Source organism: Streptomyces sp. NPDC093109 (genome assembly GCF_040701725.1).
Taxonomy (GTDB): Bacteria; Actinomycetota; Actinomycetes; order Streptomycetales; family Streptomycetaceae; genus Streptomyces.
On record NZ_JBFBEZ010000002.1, the window covers coordinates 275,516 to 291,748 of the forward strand.

The window sequence follows — 16,233 nt, forward strand, 5'->3', positions numbered from 1 at the left end:
CGGGACGCCGAGTGCGTCCGTGACACCCCTAACGGTCTAATGCCTCCAAAGGCACGCAGGAGCGGCGCGCGGCTTGCCGCCCATGGTGCCGTGTCTGCGGGTACGAGCGCGCCTTCGTGCGCATCGGACGGTTCGAGCCGGCCTCCCAGGTCTGTTCGTGCCGCGACCGGGACATCAACGCGGAAGTCAAACGTGAGTCCGCTTGCTCTTCACGGTGCTCGCCGTAAAGAGCATTCCTGAGCAGAACAAGAAGATCGCGGCGCCAGCAGCGGTCACGGATTCATATGGCTGCGCCGGCCACATCCACGGGTAGGGGCGTCCGCCCGGGCCTGTCCCGATCAAGCCGCACACGACGGGGATCGCGGCCACGGCCACCGCACCGTACTGGGCGTTGCTGACGTATTGGACGAGCAGGCCGACGCCCAGGTAACCGATCAGGTTGCGGGCCACGGCGAAGCTCAGGGGGAAGTCCAGAAGGGCGGCCTCGGCGAAGGCGACGGCCAATGCGGCGACGCCGGTGATGGCGACCGCTCCACTTGTCCAGTAGCGCATCTCACGAACGGCGGTTGCGTGTGCTTGCCATGGAGTTCGGTTCAGTCCGTAGAGGAGGACGCAGGCGGGGAAGACGGGGAGTACGAGCGGAACGGGGATGCTGCCGGATGCGCCGCTGAACAGCGAGAGGGTGGGAATGGACGAGGTCGCGAGCAGCGGGCAGCAGATGAAGCAGGCCGCCAGAGTCGCGGCCCAGGCGGCGGTCGCGTGAGCGCGTAGCCACCAGATCACCGTTTCTCCTTGCCGGCCTGCGCGAATGCCGAAGGTGACAGTTCGGGTTTCACCGAGCAGTCCCGTACGGAACGCATATTGCGGTCGAGCCATGCCTGCTGCGAGGCGGCGGGCATCTTGCGTACTTCCTGGGCGAGACTGATGGCCTCGGCGGGCCAGGCCAATGAGTCGGGCGTGACTCCTGCTGTCAGGACCAGCCATGGGTAGATGACGGAGGCGGCCTCATCGCCCGGGTATTCCGCGTAGGGCTGCTCCGCGCAGGAAGGAATGTCCAGGCGAAGCGCACTGCCGGCCGTCGCGGCAAGCACGTCGTTGCGTTCGGGGACGACTACTGAGAACTCGATCTTCTTTGCCGGCGTCACACCGATGGCGCGTAGGTTGTTGTCGGCTTCAGCGGTCCAGCGTCGGAAGTCATCTGCTGCGGGGCGTTGTTCTGGCCACAGGCAAATCTCGGGCTTACTGCCTGTGCAGTGAAGCAGTGCGCGGTCTCGCGGCTGTACTCCGTTGAACTCAAGTGGCATTGCGGCCGTCACTGCCACCGTGAGCCCGGTGAAGAAGGCAATCAGCGACAGGAGCAGGCGGCTTCCGGGCCGCAGCGTCGTACTGGTGATCAGGACTGCCACGATGATGCCGGCGGAGAATGCGACGGTGGCGGCCAGGCTCCTCGGTGAAGGAACCTGATCGATGCTGCAACACTCCGTCATACCCTGGATGTTGAGGTGCCGCAGCCAGGCGGGGTCGCTTATTGCCGCCGGCCAGAAACCCCAGAAGTAGCCGACGATGAGCATGAGGGCCGGGCCCAGCAGCCGGGGTACCCGGAGCCCCGCGAGCCAGCCGAGTGCGATGTGAGCGAGGATCACGACGTATGCGGTGCCGAGCACGGTCACGTCTGGCCCGCCTGGCACGTCGAGCAGCCCGGCCGGTGCGAACACCAGAAGCGAGGCGAGGACGCCGAGCAGGCCCAATAGGGCAATCGGCGCCAGGTGTTCGCAGGCGATCCGCAGCTCGCTGCGAGCCGGGGCCCAGGTGGAGATGGCCGCCTGCCTCAACCTGGCTGACTCCCACGCGGCACTGGCGCCACACACCGCATTGATGACGCCGAGTACGACTGTTGACTGGGCTGTCACCGATTCCCAGTAGTTGATAACCGCACCGGTGTTGCCGGAGCCGAAGAAGAACAGCCCGAAGATGAGAAGGACACCAGCCCACACAGCGGGGCTGGTACGGAGAAGGGTCCCTGGACGCATGGTCAGACCTCTCCTCGTACGAGGCCGCGATACGCGGTCTCCGCACGGCGCTCCGGCGCGACTGAGTCCGGTGCGAGCGAGAAGAACTCCTGTGTGGTGCCCTGGAAGACGGGGGAGCCACGGTCGAACACCACGACGGTTCCGTAGATGTCGGCCAAGTCCTCCGTCTGGTGTGTGGAGACCACGAAGTGGACCATCTCGGAGAGTCCTCCCACGAGTTCGCGGAAGACTCCCCGCTGTACGGGGTCGAGTCCTGCGGTGGGTTCGTCGAGCAGGACCACTTCTGCTTCGTGGACGAGGGTCTGGGCGATCCCGAGGCGGCGTAGCTGGCCGCCGGAGAGTTCATGGCTTCGGCGTTCGGCCAGATCTGCGAGCCGGACCCGGTCGAGCGCGAGGGAGGACCGGTCCCATGCCTCGCGCTTCGAAAGGCCCTTGAGCCAGCCGGCATATGCTGCTTGTTCCCTGACGGTCAGCCCAGGTACGGGCTGGATGTTCTGTGGCAGCCAGCCGATGGAGCGGCGATAGCACTTGCGATCAGCGCGCAGAGAGCTGTCGAACCGGCCGAATGTCACCCTGCCTGCGGCAGGCTGGAGAATAGAGGCGCCGAGCGACAGCAGGGTCGACTTCCCGGCCCCATTCGGTCCCAGCAGCACGGTGCACCCGGCTGGGAAATCCATGCTGAGTGAATCGAGGACGGGTGCGTGTGCTCGGTACCCGAAGGTGCAGTCTATGTAGCGAAGAGGCACGGGATTTCCGTTGGGAGTGGCGAACAGGCGGTGGAGTGCGTGCCGCGCCCGGCCGCCGAACGGGGCTGTCGGGCGCGGCATATTGGCGAGCCTGGCTCAGTACGTGACGGTAACCGAATTGACGTTGAGGTGCAGACCACTGTCCGAACCATTTATTCTTGAAAGGTTGAAGTAGTAGCTGCCGCTTCCCTGACGGCCGAAGTTCGATGTGTTGCAGGTGTTGTCGTGCCTGTCGAGAACAGGGTCGGGCAAATTTTCGCGCTTGCGCTTCAACTGAAGCGTCGCAGACCTGAAGCTGGTCGAGCTGGTGCTGCATCCCGAGAATTTCACCGTCGTGGCAGTGGAATCGAGGTTTTTGTCTGTCCAGTGTCTGGACTCCTTTCCGGTGAGCCACCTGGAGATGGTTGTGTTGAAACTGCCTTCCGCGTGGGCTGCTTCGGCTCCGAGCATTGCAGCTACTACGGCGGCCGTGGCCACCGTGGCAACGTTTCGAACTTGCGCATATGTGCCTCCTTGGGTGTGGCGGGCACTTCTTGGTGATCCACCCTGCCCCGGAAGTGATCGCGGCCCCTTGTCTCCAACACGCTTTTGGCATGGGCAAGATCGCGATGGGTGTGTGTGACTGTAAGAGGACGTGAAAACGCAAAGCAAGGGCAAAATTTTGCCGTGGCTGAAATCTAACTAAAGGACTACCGAGCCACTTGATGCCCCGCAGGGCTCTCCACGGCAACGGCTGGGTCGATTGCTTGCTTCGGCGCCCTGAGTAACTTCGTGAGCGGGCGGCCTTTGCTGCCCAGTCTTGGCCACGGTGCGGATTGCTGACGACCTCTGGCCGCTCCGGGGGCATCCGGCGGCTGCCACTGTGCCGCCACCGTGTTGGCTATGCTCGGGCTCCAGGCGCAAGACCGGCCCCGTGCTCATTTCTCCCGTCGCCGCACGGGCCGCGTTCATCGGCGGCGTACAGGGCGAGGTCCATTGAGCGCGACGGCAGGGCCCGAAACGGGCCCCGAGAGGGCCGTAGCGTCGGAGTGCTGGGGATCTTGCCCGTGACCGGGGCCGACATGCCGCGTGGTGCGCGCCTTGCCGCCCATGGCGCCGTGTCTGCGGCTCTGGGGTTGTTCAGTGACCGGGCGTTGGGCGCGCTCGTGGCGGGTGCCCAGCCCCTGGGTGCCGGAATTGGCGGGACGTCGGCGCTGGTGGAGGTTGCGGGGGCGCCGGTTTTTGTGAAGCGGGTGCCTCTGACCGACTGGGAGCGGCGGCCGGAGCATGTGCGGTCCACGGCGAATCTGTTCGGGCTGCCGGTCGTGTGTCAGTACGGCATTGGTGGGCCCGGGTTCGGGGTGTGGCGGGAGCTGGCCGTGCACACCATGACGACGGACTGGGTCCTCGCGGGCGCGTACGAGGGCTTCCCGCTCATGTATCACTGGCGGGTGCTGCCGGATGGGGTGCCCGTACCCCTGCCGCCGGAACTGGCCGATGTGGACCGTACCGTCGCCTTCTGGGGAGGCGGTGCGGCGGTGCGGCGCCGGATCGAGGGGCTGCGGGACGCGTCGGCCAGTGTTGTGCTGTTTCTGGAGTACATCCCGCGGAACCTGCACCAGTGGCTGGGTGAGCAGGTGGACGCCGGGGGCGAGGCCGCCGACCGGGCCTGCGCCCTGGTGGAGCGGGAGTTGGAGGCCGGCATCTCGTTCATGAACGGGCGCGGGCTGCTGCACTTCGACGCGCACTTCGAGAACATCCTGACCGACGGCCGGCGCCTCTTCTTCACGGACTTCGGGCTTGCCGTCTCGTCCGGTTTTGAGTTGTCGGGTGAGGAAGCCGACTTCTTTGAGCGGCACCTGACCTACGACCGCGACTACGCCGACTCGTATCTGGTCCACTGGCTGGCCGCCCACCTGTACGGATGCCGGGGCGAGGAGCGTGCCGCGCTCTTCCGCGCCTGGGCCGGGGGTGAGCGGCCCACCGGGATTCCGGCGGTGGCCGCCGCGATTCTCGCGCGGGACGCGCCGCTCGCCGTGGTGGTGTCGGAGTTCCTCGGCGCGCTGCGGGGGGTGAGCCGGGCTACTCCGTACCCGCTGGAGGAGATCCGCCGGGTCAGGGGGGTCCGGGGGGGCCGGGGGATCCCGGGGATCCCGGGGACGGGCTGACGGGGGGAGCGCTCAGCTCGGTACGTTCATACGTTCATGCGCTGTGTGCCGATGACCGACAGCAGCCGCAGCGCCTCCTCGGACGGGGAGCCGGGGGTGGCGGTGTAGATCACGACGCGCTGGTCGCGGTCGGTGATCTGGAGGACGTCGCAGTTGACGGTGACCGTGCCGACCATCGGATGGCGGAACGTCTTGCACAGCGTGGGTGCCGACGCCACGTCGTGGGAGGACCAGAGGCGGGCGAACTCCTCGCTGTCGGCCAGGAGTTCCCGTACCAGAGCCGTCACCTCGGGGTCGTCCGGGTAGCGGGCGGCGGTGGCGCGCAGGTCCCGGGCCGCCGAGCGGGCGAACTCCGTCGGGTCCGAGAGCCCGTACAGGGGCCCGCCCTCGGGGTGCGGTCCGAGGAAGACGCGGCGGGTGAAGTTGCGGTCGCGGCGCGGCAGCGCGGAGAAGTCCTCCATGAGGGCGGCGGCCAGGTCGTTCCAGGCGATCACCTCGCCCGCCGCGGACATCACCATGGCCGCCGCCTGGGGGAGCCGGTTCACGAGGTCGAGGATGGACTGCCGTACGTCGCGGGAGGGGCCGGACGGCGGGCCCGGCGGGGCGCCGGCCAGGTGGTGGAGGTGGTCGCGTTCGGCGTCCGACAGACGCAGGGCGCGGGCCAGCCCGGTCAGCACCTCGCGTGACGGGCGCGGGGCGCGGGCCTGCTCCAGCCGCGTGTAGTACTCCGTCGAGATGTACGCCAGCTGCGCCACCTCCTCGCGGCGCAGCCCCGGCGTGCGGCGGCGCGGCCCGGCGGGCAGCCCCGCCTCGGCGGGGGTGATCCGTTCGCGCCTGCTGCGCAGGAAACCGGCGAGTTCTTGTCTGTCCACGCTCTCCAGTGTGCGCGGGGCCGCCGCGCATCATCCAGGTACAGCCGATGCCTGGATAGCCCCCGCCACCGGGCGCACGGTGGAGGCATGGACACCACACGGATCAGCGAAACCAACGGAATCAGCGAAACCAACGGAATCAACGAAACCTCCGTTTCCACGACCGCTCATGCGATTCCGCGGCTGCTGGAGGGCAAGGTCGCCTTCATCACCGGTGCCGGACGTGGCATCGGCGCCGCCGCTGCCCGGCTGTTCGCCAGGGAGGGGGCGCGGGTGATGCTCGCGGCGAGGACGGAGGCGCAGCTGAAGGCGGTCACCGAGGAGGTCCGGGCGGCGGGCGGCACCGCGGAGTACGTGGTGTGTGACCTGGCGGACGCGGCGAGTGTGCGGGCTGCCGTGGACCGTGTCGTGGAGGTGTACGGGCGCCTTGACGTGGCCTTCAACAACGGCGCGGCCATGGTGCGGCCCGGTCCTGTGGACGAGGTGACCGAGGAGGAGTTCGACGCGGTCTACGCTGTCAACCTCAGGGGCGCCTGGCTCGCCATGTCCGCCGAGGTCGCCGCCATCCGGGCCACCGCCGGGACGGGGGCCATCGTCAACAACTCCAGCGTCGGCAGCCTGCGGGGCAACCCCGCGCTGCCCTCGTACGGCGCGATGAAGCGCGCGGTCAACAGCCTGACCGAGTCGGCCGCCGTCACGTACGGCCCGGAAGGCATCCGCGTCAACGCCATCGCACCCGGCGGCACGCTGACCGACATGATCAGCGCGTGGGAGGCGGCCACCCCCGGCGTCGTCGACCAGATCAGCGCGCACACCCCGCTGCGCCGGGCCGCCGCGCCCGAGGAGATCGCCGAGTCGGCGGCCTGGCTGCTGAGCGACCGCGCGTCCTATGTGACCGGCGTGATCCTCGCGGTCGACGGCGGCCTTCGGGCGTGACGCTGCGTGATACACGTGACGCTGCCCGGCACAGCGGAGCGGAACGGATCAGCCGGGCGTCGTGCAGGGACTGGATGTAGGTCATGGCCTGCTGGTAGGCGAGGGTCTCGGCCTTGTTCTCGTCGCTGGCCTCGACCTCGCGCTCGCCGTCCAACAGGTCGGCCACGTCTCTGGCCTCGACCTGATACCCCTCGATGGTGTTCGAGGCCGCGATGGCGCTGGCCGTCAGGGCCTTGCGCAGGTCGCGGGTCCGCTTCGCGGGGGGCTGCCGCACGGTGTGCCGCAGCTCGTCGCGCATGGCGTTGACCTGGTCCAGGACCTGGATGTCGATGGGCTCTGGGCGGGGCGTTCGATACAGCATGAGGGTGTCAGAGCTTGCGCAGCGACAGGCGCTGGACCTTGTGGTCCGGGCCCTTGCGGAGGACCAGGGTGGCGCGGCCCCGGGTGGGGGCCACGTTTTCCAGAAGGTTGGGCCTGTTGATCGTCTGCCAGGTGGTGCGGGCGTAGTCGAGGGCCTCCTCCTCGGAGACCTGGGTGTACTTCCTGAAGTACGAGGACGGGTCCTGGAACGCCGTCTCGCGGAGCTTGCGGAAGCGGTTCAGGTACCAGGTCTCGATGTCCTCCGGCCGCGCGTCCACGTACACGCTGAAGTCGAAGTAGTCGGCCAGCGCCACGCGCGTTCTGCCGTCCTTGCCTGGCAGGGCCGGCTGGAGGACGTTCAGGCCCTCGACGATCAGGATGTCGGGACGCCGTACGGTCAGCCGTTCGCCCGGGACGATGTCGTAGATCAGGTGCGAGTAGACCGGCGCCGTCACCTCGTCCTTGCCCGCCTTGATGTCGGCGACGAACCTCGTCAGGGCGCGCCGGTCGAACGACTCGGGGAAGCCCTTGCGGTGCATGAGGTCGCGGGCGACCAGCTCCTTCATCGGCAGCAGGAAGCCGTCCGTGGTGACCAGCTCGACCCTCGGGTGCTCCGGCCAGCGCGCCAGCAACGCCTGGAGGAGGCGCGCGACGGTGGACTTGCCCACGGCCACGCTGCCCGCCACCCCTATGACGAACGGCGTGCCGCGCTGCGCGCCGTGGCCGTTGCCCGCGTCTCCCAGGAAGGTGTTGAGCGCGCCGCGCAGGCCGGCCGTCGCCTGTACGTAGAGGTTGAGCAGCCGGGAGAGCGGGAGGTAGATGTCCCGTACCTCGTCCAGGTCGATGACATCACCGAGCCCCCGCAGCCGCTCGACCTCCTCGGCGGTCAGCGGCAGCGGGGTCTTCTCGCGCAGGGCGCTCCACTCGGCGCGGGAGAGGTCCACGTACGGGGTCGACGGCTGGGCCGGGCCTTGGTCGCCGCCGCCACCACGGCGGCGGGGGGTGGTGGCGGTGGCGTTCGGCGGCGGAGTGATCACCGAGCCATTGTCCGGGGTCGTGGCTGATTGTTGCTGGTGTGTTGCGTCACCCTGCCCGGGGTGTCACTGCGGCCCGGGGTTTCACCGCGCCCGGGGTGTACCGCAGCTGCCGGCGTTTTGCCGCCCGCTCACTGCTGTCGCTTCTGGTCCTGGTCCTGGTCCTGCTTCTTCTTCGCCTTGCGCAGCACATGGATGGCGGCCAGCGGAATCAGCGGGAACACCCAGAACACCACGATGGAGCCGAACTCGGGGCTCTCGGCGTCCAGCTCGTCCGCCGTGCCGACCAGCGCGACCAGCGTCATGATCGCCGCGAAGAATCCGAAGGTCACCATGAGGATCCGCCGGCACCACTTGCGGAAGGCCGGTTCCGGCGCCGACGCGGCCACCGCCGCGTTCACCAGGGACGGGTCCGGCCGTGGGATGCGCTCCTCGTCGCGCGGCGGCATCGGGACCACCCGCGCGCGCGGCACCGCCGCGTCGATCGCCGCGATGCGGTCCGGGGTCAGCCCCGCGTAGAGGGTCGGTTCCACCGTCGTACGGAAGCCGTCGAGGCCGGTGAGGTGGCGGGCGCCGTCCGGGAACGCGACCATCGCGGCGCACGCGTCGTAGCGCACCGTGACCGTACCGTCCGGGACCGTCAGGCTGATGCCCTCGGGCGCCACGGTCAGGACGGTGTCCGGGTCCTCGTGCGCCGGGTGCCGCGTGCCGTTCGGCAGGGCGGGGCCCGTGGAGTGATGGGGCGCCTCGGCGAAGCCCGCCCACGCGGCCTCCCGGCCCGGCACCTGGAGCAGCGCGGTGGAGTACAGCTCGCGGGCCACCTCGTGCAGATCCTCGACGGTGACGGCCGCCAGCTCGGCCCGGTGCTCCTCGACGGACCGGTTCGGGTAGCCGATCAGCAGGTTCAGCGCGTACGCCGGGAGGCGGGCGGCCTCGGAGTCGGGCGTGTCGTACCTCTTCTGGAACGTGGCGCGTACGGCGTCGAGTTCCGACTGCTCGATCCGGCCGAGCCGCAGCCGCGCGAAGACGTCCACGAAGCCGCCGACCACGGCGTCCTGCTTCTGCGCGAGCGCGTCCGCGACGGCGGTGATGGTGGCGTGGCCGTTGTCGCGCGGGGTGTAGTCGGCCCCGGCCGCGTACGAGTAGCCGCCCTTCTGCCGCAGGTCCGCGAAGAGCGCCCGGCCGAGGACCTCGGCGAAGACGGCGCCGGCGACCGAGCGGCGTACGACGCCGTCCATGACGACCACGCCGTTCTCCCCGACGATGTGGGCGGGCGTGCGCGGGAGCGCGGAGGTCGCGGCGGGCAGGGGGCGTACGCCGGTGCCGGTGGGGAGCGTCAGGGACAGGCCGGGCGGGACCTCGGTCCCGGAGATCCACAGAACGGCGTTGTCGCACGTGAAGCGCGTACGGGCCCAGTCGCGGACCGCGTCGGCCGTCAGATGCCAGCTGCCCAGCTCGGCCGTGCTCGACAGGCCGTAGCCCTGCGCGCCGTAACGCCACAGCGGCAGCTGCCGGTTGGGGCCGCGGCTGCGGCCCGCCGCCTCGGTGCGCAGGATCTCGCGCTCGGTCTCCAGCCGCTCCATGGGGAGATCGCGCAGGGCCGCGCACACCCCGTTGAGATACGTGACGACCTCCTCCGCCGTGCCGTCGACCACGAAGAGGGTGTACGTGGCGGCGGTGGCGCCGTTGTAGTGCAGGTCGGACACGCCGTGGCGGTGCAGGGCGAGATGCTCGACGAGGTGGGTGATGCCGTGGGTGGCGTGCGTCTCGTCGGCGGTGCCCACGCGGAAGACCAGGCCGGCCTTGATGGTGGCGGTGGCGGTGGCGGTGGGGGTGGGGGTGGCGGTGGGGGTGTCTGTGGTGTCTGTGGTGTCTGGCGTGCCCGGGGTGTTCTTGCTCGGCGCTGTTGCCAGGACCGTGCGGATGCCGTCCACCTCGGTCACCTGGAAGCCGGGGGTCGCCGTCGCCGTCGTGGCTGCCGTCGTGGCCGTGGCAGTGGCCGTGGTCGTGGCTGCCGTCGTGCTCTGCGTCATCGGTCTGCTCAGCCCTTCGCCAGCGCGGTCGCGCGGTGCTTGAGGAATGCGGCCTGCTTGTCGCCCAGGTACTCCCACGGATGCGACGTGGCGCCGCTGCCCATCGCCCGGAAGTGCGGCGCCGCCTCCGTGTGGTGTCCGCCGAGCGAGAGCGTCGCCGCGAAGTAGCCGTGGCAGCTCAGCGCGTGGGCGCCGGGCCGGAAGTCCGGGTGCAGTACGGAGCCGGCCGCGGCGGCGACCAGCTCGTCCCGTACCGCGGGATCCTGGAGCCGGCCGGGACCGCCCGCGTGGCCCTGCTCCGCCCAGCGCTCCAGGTGGGCCTCGGCGATCAGGGTCCCCGTATATCCGCCGGGCGGCGCGGCGGCCACGCACGCGCGCGTGAAGTCGTCCACGGCCTCCCAGCTGCCGCCCCACTTGGGACAGAGCTTCTGGAGCAGCGCGGACTGGGCGGCGTAGAGGTGCGGGTGGTGCTCGGTCAGCCGGTCGTAGCGGCGGCGGCTCTCGCTCTGGCCGAGTTCAAGACCCATGGCGGTGGAGAGCCGTACGCACCAGGCGAGCGCGTAGTCCGGATACTCGGCGCACACCTCGATCAGGAGCCGCTCGGCACGCCGCAGGTGGTCGTGGAGCTGTTCGAACTGCCAGGCGGAGACCTGCGTGGCGCGGTGGTCGCTGCGGATCTCCCAGCCGGCGATCACATAGCGCTCCGCGAGCAGCGTCCTGACCAGGGGGTCACCTGGCTCCTCGGCCTCGGCCGACTCCAGGTAGCGCTCGGCCCCGGCCGTCGTGCCGACGAGGGAGGCGGCGAAGGACCGGTCGTCCTCGGTGGTGAGGGCGGCGAAGAACGCCTTGGTCGCCGGCCAGTCGCCGGACTCGGCGGCGGTACGGAGCGGTGCCAGCCAGGGCATCGTGACGTACGGGTTGAACTCGGGCGGATCCTCCGGGGAGAGGTGTGACGAGGCTGGGGTTGGGGTTGGGGTGGGGGCAGGGGTTGGGGCAGGGGTTGGGCGCATTGTGGTCAACGGTCCTCGGGTGGTGACGTACGAGACGGGGACGGGGGGGGTGAGCAGGACGCGTCAACTGGTGGGGTGCGGTGGCGCGCGGAGGTGTGTGCGATCGCTGTGTGCGATCGCTGTGTGCGCGAGCTGTGTGTGGGGTGAACGCGCAGGTTAACAGCACCCACTGACACTCCGGCAGGTGGATTCCGGTGCTGCCCGGTCGGTCGCCACAACCGGTCGCCAGAGTCGGTCGCCACAGTCGGTCGCCACGGTCGTGTGGTCCCCGGACCCCGGCGTTGCTTCTGCGACGATTCGTCATGAATGTGACGTAAATACGGCATTAGCGGCTGGAAGGGGAGCTTCATGTGCGGAATCGTGGGTTACGTCGGCGGGCAGTCGGCGCTCGACGTCGTCGTCGCCGGGCTCAAGCGGCTGGAGTACCGGGGGTACGACTCGGCCGGGGTGGCCGTGCTCGCCGATGGCGGGCTCGCCTCGGCACGGAAGGCGGGCAAGCTCGTCAACCTGGAGAAGGTGCTGGTCGAACGGCCGCTGCCGAGCGGCCCCGCCGGGATCGGACACACCCGGTGGGCCACCCACGGCGGCCCGACCGACGCCAACGCCCACCCCCACCTGGACAACTCCGGGCGCGTGGCCGTCGTCCACAACGGCATCATCGAGAACTTCGCCGCGCTCCGCGCCGAGCTGGCCGGCCGGGGCCACCACCTCGGCTCGGAGACCGACACCGAAGCCGTCTCGCACCTCCTCGCCGAGGCGTTCTCCGCGTGCGGCGACCTCGCGGAGTCGATGCGGCAGGTCTGCCGGCGGCTGGAGGGCGCCTTCACGCTCGTCGCCGTCCACGCCGACGAACCCGATGTCGTCGTGGGCGCGCGCCGCAACTCGCCGCTGGTCGTGGGGGTCGGGGACGGCGAGGCGTTCCTCGCCTCCGACGTCGCCGCGTTCATCGCCCACACCCGCTCGGCGATCGAGCTCGGCCAGGACCAGGTGGTCGAGCTGCGCCGGGGCGGGAAGGGGGGCCGGGAGGGGGGCCGGGAAGCGGGGCGGGAAGCGGGGCGGGAAGCGGGACGGGTCGTGGTCAGCGTTACGGACTTCTCCGGTGCGCCCGCCGAAGTCCGCTCGTACCACGTCGACTGGGACGCCTCCGCCGCCGAGAAGGGCGGCTACGCCTCCTTCATGCTCAAGGAGATCGCCGAACAGCCCAAGGCCGTCGCCGACACCCTCCTCGGCCGCGTCGACGCCGAGGGCGCGCTCACCCTCGACGAGGTGCGGATCCCCGACGCCGTGCTGCGCGAGGCCGACAAGGTCGTCATCATCGCCTGCGGCACCGCCTTCCACGCCGGGCTGATCGCCAAGTACGCCATCGAGCACTGGACCCGGCTGCCCTGCGAGGTGGAGCTGGCCAGCGAGTTCCGCTACCGCGACCCGATCCTCGACCCGCGCACGCTCGTCGTCGCCATCTCGCAGTCCGGCGAGACCATGGACACGCTGATGGCGCTGCGGCACGCGCGCGAGCAGGGCGCCAGGGTGCTCGCCATCTGCAACACGAACGGCTCGACCATTCCGCGCGAGTCCGACGCCGTCCTCTACACCCACGCGGGCCCCGAGGTCGCCGTCGCGTCCACCAAGGCGTTCCTCACCCAGCTCGTCGCCTGCTACCTCGTCGCGCTCTACCTGGCGCAGCGGCGCGACGCGAAGTGGGGCGACGAGATCGGCGACGTCGTACGCGACCTCGCGCGCGTGCCCGACGCCATCGAACGCGTCCTGGCGGACATGGAGCCCGTACGGGACCTCGCGCGCTCCCTGAAGGAGAAGGCGACCGTGCTCTTCCTCGGGCGGCACGTCGGGTATCCGGTCGCGCTGGAAGGCGCCCTGAAGCTGAAGGAACTGGCGTACATGCACGCCGAGGGGTTCGCGGCGGGCGAGCTGAAGCACGGACCGATCGCGCTCGTCGAGGACGACCTGCCGGTGGTCGTCGTCGTACCGTCGCCGCGCGGGCGCTCGGTGCTGCACGGCAAGATCGTGTCCAACATCCAGGAGATCCGGGCCAGGGGCGCGCGCACGATCGTGATCGCGGAGGAGGGGGACGAGGAGGTGGCACCGTACGCCGATCATCTGATCCGGATTCCGGTGGTTCCGACGCTGCTTCAGCCGCTGGTCGCTACGGTGCCGTTGCAGGTCTTCGCGTGCGAGCTGGCGACGGCGCGGGGCAACGAGGTGGACCAGCCCCGGAACCTGGCCAAGTCCGTGACAGTGGAGTGAGGTTCACATACATGATCATTGGGGTGGGCATCGATGTCGCTGCCATCGACCGGTTCGCGGCGTCCCTGGAGCGGACCCCGCTCCTCGCCGGCCGGCTCTTCTCGGAGAGCGAGCTGCTCCTGCCGAGCGGCGAGCGGCGCGGGGTCGCCTCCCTGGCGGCGCGGTTCGCCGCCAAGGAAGCCGTCGCGAAGGCGCTCGGCGCGCCCCCCGGGCTGCACTGGACCGACGCCGAGGTGTGGCAGGAGGGCAGCGGACAGCCCCGGCTGCGGGTGCGCGGGACGGTGGCAGCGCGCGCGGCCGAGCTGGGTGTGCGGAGCTGGCATGTCTCGCTCAGCCATGACGCGGGGGTGGCGTCGGCGGTCGTGATCGCGGAGGGTTGATTGATCATGGGCCGGTCGGCGGAGGTGGGCTGGTCGGTGGGGGTGCGCCGGTCGGCCGAGGTGGGCCGGTCGGTGGGGGTGGGCCGGTCGGCGGTGGTGGGTTGTTCGGTGGCGGTGGGCCGGTCGGTGGGGGTGGGCCGGTCGGCGGTGGTGGGTTGTTCGGTGGCGGTGGGCCGGTCGGTGGGGGTGGGCCGGTCAGTGTCTGTGGGTTGTTCGGTGGAGGTGGGTTGAGGCAATGCGTACCGCTCATACGGTCGAGGCCGTCAGGAACGCCGAGCGGGAGCTGATGGCCCGGCTCCCCGAAGGCGCGCTCATGCAGCGCGCCGCGGCCGGTCTCGCGGCGGCCTGTGCGGGGCTGCTCCGCGATGCGCGCGGCGGGGTGTACGGGTCCCGCGTCGTCCTCCTCGTCGGCAGCGGCGACAACGGCGGTGACGCGCTGTACGCCGGCGCGCGGCTGGCCCGCCGGGGCGCCGGCGTGTGCGCCGTACTGCTCGTACCCGGCCGTACGCACCAGGGCGGCCTCGGCGCGCTCCTCGGCGCGGGCGGGCGCGTCGCCGACGACCCCTTCGACGTACTGGCCGCCGCCGATCTCGTCCTCGACGGCATCACCGGCATCGGCGGGCGCGGCGGGCTGCGGCCCGACGCCGTACCGGTGGTACGGGCCGCGCGCGGCGGGAGCGCGATGGTCGTGGCCGTCGATCTGCCCAGCGGGGTGGAGGCCGACAGCGGTGAGGTGGGCGGCGCCGTGGGCGGCGAGGCGGTGCGCGCCGACGCGACCGTGACGTTCGGTACGTACAAGCCCGGCCTGCTCATCGACCCCGCGCGGGAACGGGCCGGCGCGCTGCGGCTCGTGGACATCGGGCTTGGGCCCTACCTGCCGTCCGTGCCCGCGCTGGAGGCGCTCCAGCACGCGGATGTCGCGCGGCTGCTGCCCGTGCCGACCGGCGAGAGCGACAAGTACCGGCGCGGGGTCGTCGGCGTCGTCGCCGGCTCCGCGCGCTACCCCGGCGCCGCCGTCCTCGCCGTCGCGGGCGCGCTGCGGGGCGGCGCGGGGGCGGTGCGGTACGTCGGGCCCGGCGTCGACGCGGTGCTGGCGCGCTACCCCGAGACGCTCGTGCACGAGGGCCCGCCGTCAGCGGCGGGCCGGGTCCAGTCCTGGGTCGTCGGCCCCGGCCTGGGCGACGGTTCCTGGGCGTCGGCGGCCGTCGCGGACGTCCTGGCCTCGGACGTACCGGTCCTGGTCGACGCGGACGGGCTGCGGCTGCTGGACGTCGAGACGCTCAGGGGCCGGGCGGCGCGGGCCGCCACGGCGACCACCCTGCTCACCCCGCACGCCGGGGAGGCGGCGGCGCTGCTCGGCATCCCCCGCGAGGACGTCGAGGCGGGCCGCCTCGCCGCCGTACGGGAACTGGCGGCGCGGTACGGCGCGACGGTGCTGCTGAAGGGCTCCACGACGCTGGTCGCGGACCCGGACGCGGGCATTCCCGTACGCGTGAACCCCACCGGCACGCCCTGGCTTGCCACGGCGGGCAGCGGCGACGTCCTGTCCGGCCTCGCCGGATCCCTGCTGGCCACGGGCCTGCCGCCGCGCGACGCGGGGTCGGTGGGCGCGTATCTGCACGGCCTGGCGGCGCGGCTGGCGGCGGCGGGGGCGGCGCGGGGGGCGGCGGGTGTGGCGCCGGGGGCGGGGACTGCGCCGGGGGCGGCGCCGGTGGCCCATGGAGCGCCTGTGGTGGCGGACGATGTCGCGGAGTGGCTGCCGGAGGCGTGGCGGAATGTGGTGGGGTGACGTGATGGGGGAGCGGGGCCGTCGCACCCGTTCTGGCGGTCGCGCGTTCGGGTCGAGCGTTCCGGAGGGGGTGTCATGACCGCTGAAACGATCACGGCAGAGCAGTACGAGTCCTGGTCCGCGGAACAGTGCTCGGGAATCGAGATCGTGGACGGCATGATCGCCGAGCGCCCCAGAGCGTCCAAGCGGCACAACCGCCTCGCCCGCATTCTGGCGAACGCCCTGGAGGCCGCCGCCGGACCCGACTGGAACGCCGACACGGACTTCGACGTCCGGCTCCAGGACGTACCGCTCACCAATCGCCGTCCGGATGTCGTCGTGTACCGCGCGGACACGATCGACATCACGCCGACCCGCCCCGAACATGTACTGCTCGTCGTCGAGGTCGTCTCGCCGGGCTCGGAGACCACCGACCGCGTCGTGAAGGTGGACCAGTACGCGCGGGCCGGGATCGCCTTCTACTGGCGGATCGAGCAGGCCGCGAACGGTGCGCCGTTGCTGTACACGTACGTGCTCGACCCCGCGAGCAGGACCTACCGGGACGGAGACGTGTTCACCGGCGTGGTCAAGGTCGCCGCTCCGTTTCCGGTGGAGATCGATCTCGGCCGGATCTGACCGGTCGCTGACCGGGGCC

Annotated in this window: 14 protein-coding genes; 6 read left to right on the top strand and 8 right to left on the bottom strand. The window is 70.7% G+C overall.

Annotated features, from left to right (window positions below):
* Nucleotides 1-186: 186 nt before the first annotated feature.
* The 4 genes from AB0389_RS03685 to AB0389_RS03700 form a co-directional block, all read right to left on the bottom strand.
* Nucleotides 187-783, bottom strand: coding sequence for a hypothetical protein (locus tag AB0389_RS03685; protein ID WP_366393647.1), 597 nt, complete (start codon nucleotides 781-783; stop codon nucleotides 187-189).
* Nucleotides 780-1,994: a hypothetical protein gene (locus tag AB0389_RS03690; protein WP_366393648.1), complete on the bottom strand. Its 1,215-nt coding sequence runs from the start codon at nucleotides 1,992-1,994 to the stop codon at nucleotides 780-782. Before AB0389_RS03690 ends, AB0389_RS03685 begins: the two co-directional genes overlap by 4 nt.
* Before the next feature lie 38 nt (nucleotides 1,995-2,032).
* Nucleotides 2,033-2,707, bottom strand: a complete 675-nt coding sequence (locus AB0389_RS03695) for an ATP-binding cassette domain-containing protein (protein ID WP_366393649.1) — start codon at nucleotides 2,705-2,707, stop codon at nucleotides 2,033-2,035.
* A gap of 165 nt (nucleotides 2,708-2,872) precedes the next feature.
* Nucleotides 2,873-3,253: a hypothetical protein gene (locus AB0389_RS03700; protein WP_366393650.1), complete on the bottom strand. Its 381-nt coding sequence runs from the start codon at nucleotides 3,251-3,253 to the stop codon at nucleotides 2,873-2,875.
* Nucleotides 3,254-3,837: 584 nt separating this feature from the next.
* Here AB0389_RS03700 and AB0389_RS03705 point away from each other — a divergent pair.
* Nucleotides 3,838-4,923 carry a protein kinase family protein gene (locus AB0389_RS03705; protein ID WP_366393769.1) on the top strand — a complete coding sequence of 362 codons (1,086 nt, stop codon included), beginning with the start codon at nucleotides 3,838-3,840 and terminating at the stop codon, nucleotides 4,921-4,923.
* A gap of 26 nt (nucleotides 4,924-4,949) precedes the next feature.
* On the opposite strand, the gene AB0389_RS03710 is transcribed toward AB0389_RS03705, so the two are convergent.
* Nucleotides 4,950-5,795: a helix-turn-helix transcriptional regulator gene (locus AB0389_RS03710; RefSeq protein WP_366393651.1), complete on the bottom strand. Its 846-nt coding sequence runs from the start codon at nucleotides 5,793-5,795 to the stop codon at nucleotides 4,950-4,952.
* Between the two features lie 138 nt (nucleotides 5,796-5,933).
* Here AB0389_RS03710 and AB0389_RS03715 point away from each other — a divergent pair, with 138 nt between their 5' ends.
* Nucleotides 5,934-6,731, top strand: a complete 798-nt coding sequence (locus tag AB0389_RS03715; RefSeq protein ID WP_366393770.1) for a glucose 1-dehydrogenase — start codon at nucleotides 5,934-5,936, stop codon at nucleotides 6,729-6,731.
* A gap of 368 nt (nucleotides 6,732-7,099) precedes the next feature.
* Here the strand turns inward: AB0389_RS03715 and coaA are convergent, their stop codons facing one another.
* From coaA to AB0389_RS03730, 3 genes are all read right to left on the bottom strand, one after another.
* Nucleotides 7,100-8,035: a type I pantothenate kinase gene (coaA, locus tag AB0389_RS03720; protein ID WP_366393771.1), complete on the bottom strand. Its 936-nt coding sequence runs from the start codon at nucleotides 8,033-8,035 to the stop codon at nucleotides 7,100-7,102.
* Nucleotides 8,036-8,256: 221 nt separating this feature from the next.
* Nucleotides 8,257-10,158 (bottom strand): insulinase family protein, encoded by a 1,902-nt coding sequence (locus AB0389_RS03725; RefSeq protein WP_366393652.1) that lies wholly within the window; start codon nucleotides 10,156-10,158, stop codon nucleotides 8,257-8,259.
* Nucleotides 10,159-10,166: 8 nt separating this feature from the next.
* Entirely contained in the window at nucleotides 10,167-11,063 is an 897-nt protein-coding gene (locus AB0389_RS03730) for a hypothetical protein (RefSeq protein WP_366393653.1), read from the bottom strand.
* A gap of 453 nt (nucleotides 11,064-11,516) precedes the next feature.
* Here AB0389_RS03730 and glmS point away from each other — a divergent pair, with 453 nt between their 5' ends.
* The 4 genes from glmS (at nucleotide 11,517) to AB0389_RS03750 (ending at nucleotide 16,214) form a co-directional block, all read left to right on the top strand.
* Nucleotides 11,517-13,430 (top strand): glutamine--fructose-6-phosphate transaminase (isomerizing), encoded by a 1,914-nt coding sequence (gene glmS / locus AB0389_RS03735; RefSeq protein WP_366393654.1) that lies wholly within the window; start codon nucleotides 11,517-11,519, stop codon nucleotides 13,428-13,430.
* A gap of 11 nt (nucleotides 13,431-13,441) precedes the next feature.
* Complete coding sequence (locus tag AB0389_RS03740) at nucleotides 13,442-13,810, top strand: holo-ACP synthase (RefSeq protein ID WP_366393655.1); 369 nt, start codon at nucleotides 13,442-13,444, stop codon at nucleotides 13,808-13,810.
* 235 nt (nucleotides 13,811-14,045) lie between these two features.
* The gene (locus tag AB0389_RS03745; protein ID WP_366393656.1) at nucleotides 14,046-15,599 is read left to right on the top strand and encodes an NAD(P)H-hydrate dehydratase; all 1,554 of its coding nucleotides are present in this window, start codon (nucleotides 14,046-14,048) and stop codon (nucleotides 15,597-15,599) included.
* Between the two features lie 75 nt (nucleotides 15,600-15,674).
* On the top strand, nucleotides 15,675-16,214 hold the full coding sequence (locus AB0389_RS03750) for a Uma2 family endonuclease (protein WP_366393657.1): 540 nt from the start codon (nucleotides 15,675-15,677) through the stop codon (nucleotides 16,212-16,214).
* The last annotated feature ends 19 nt before the right edge of the window (nucleotides 16,215-16,233 follow it).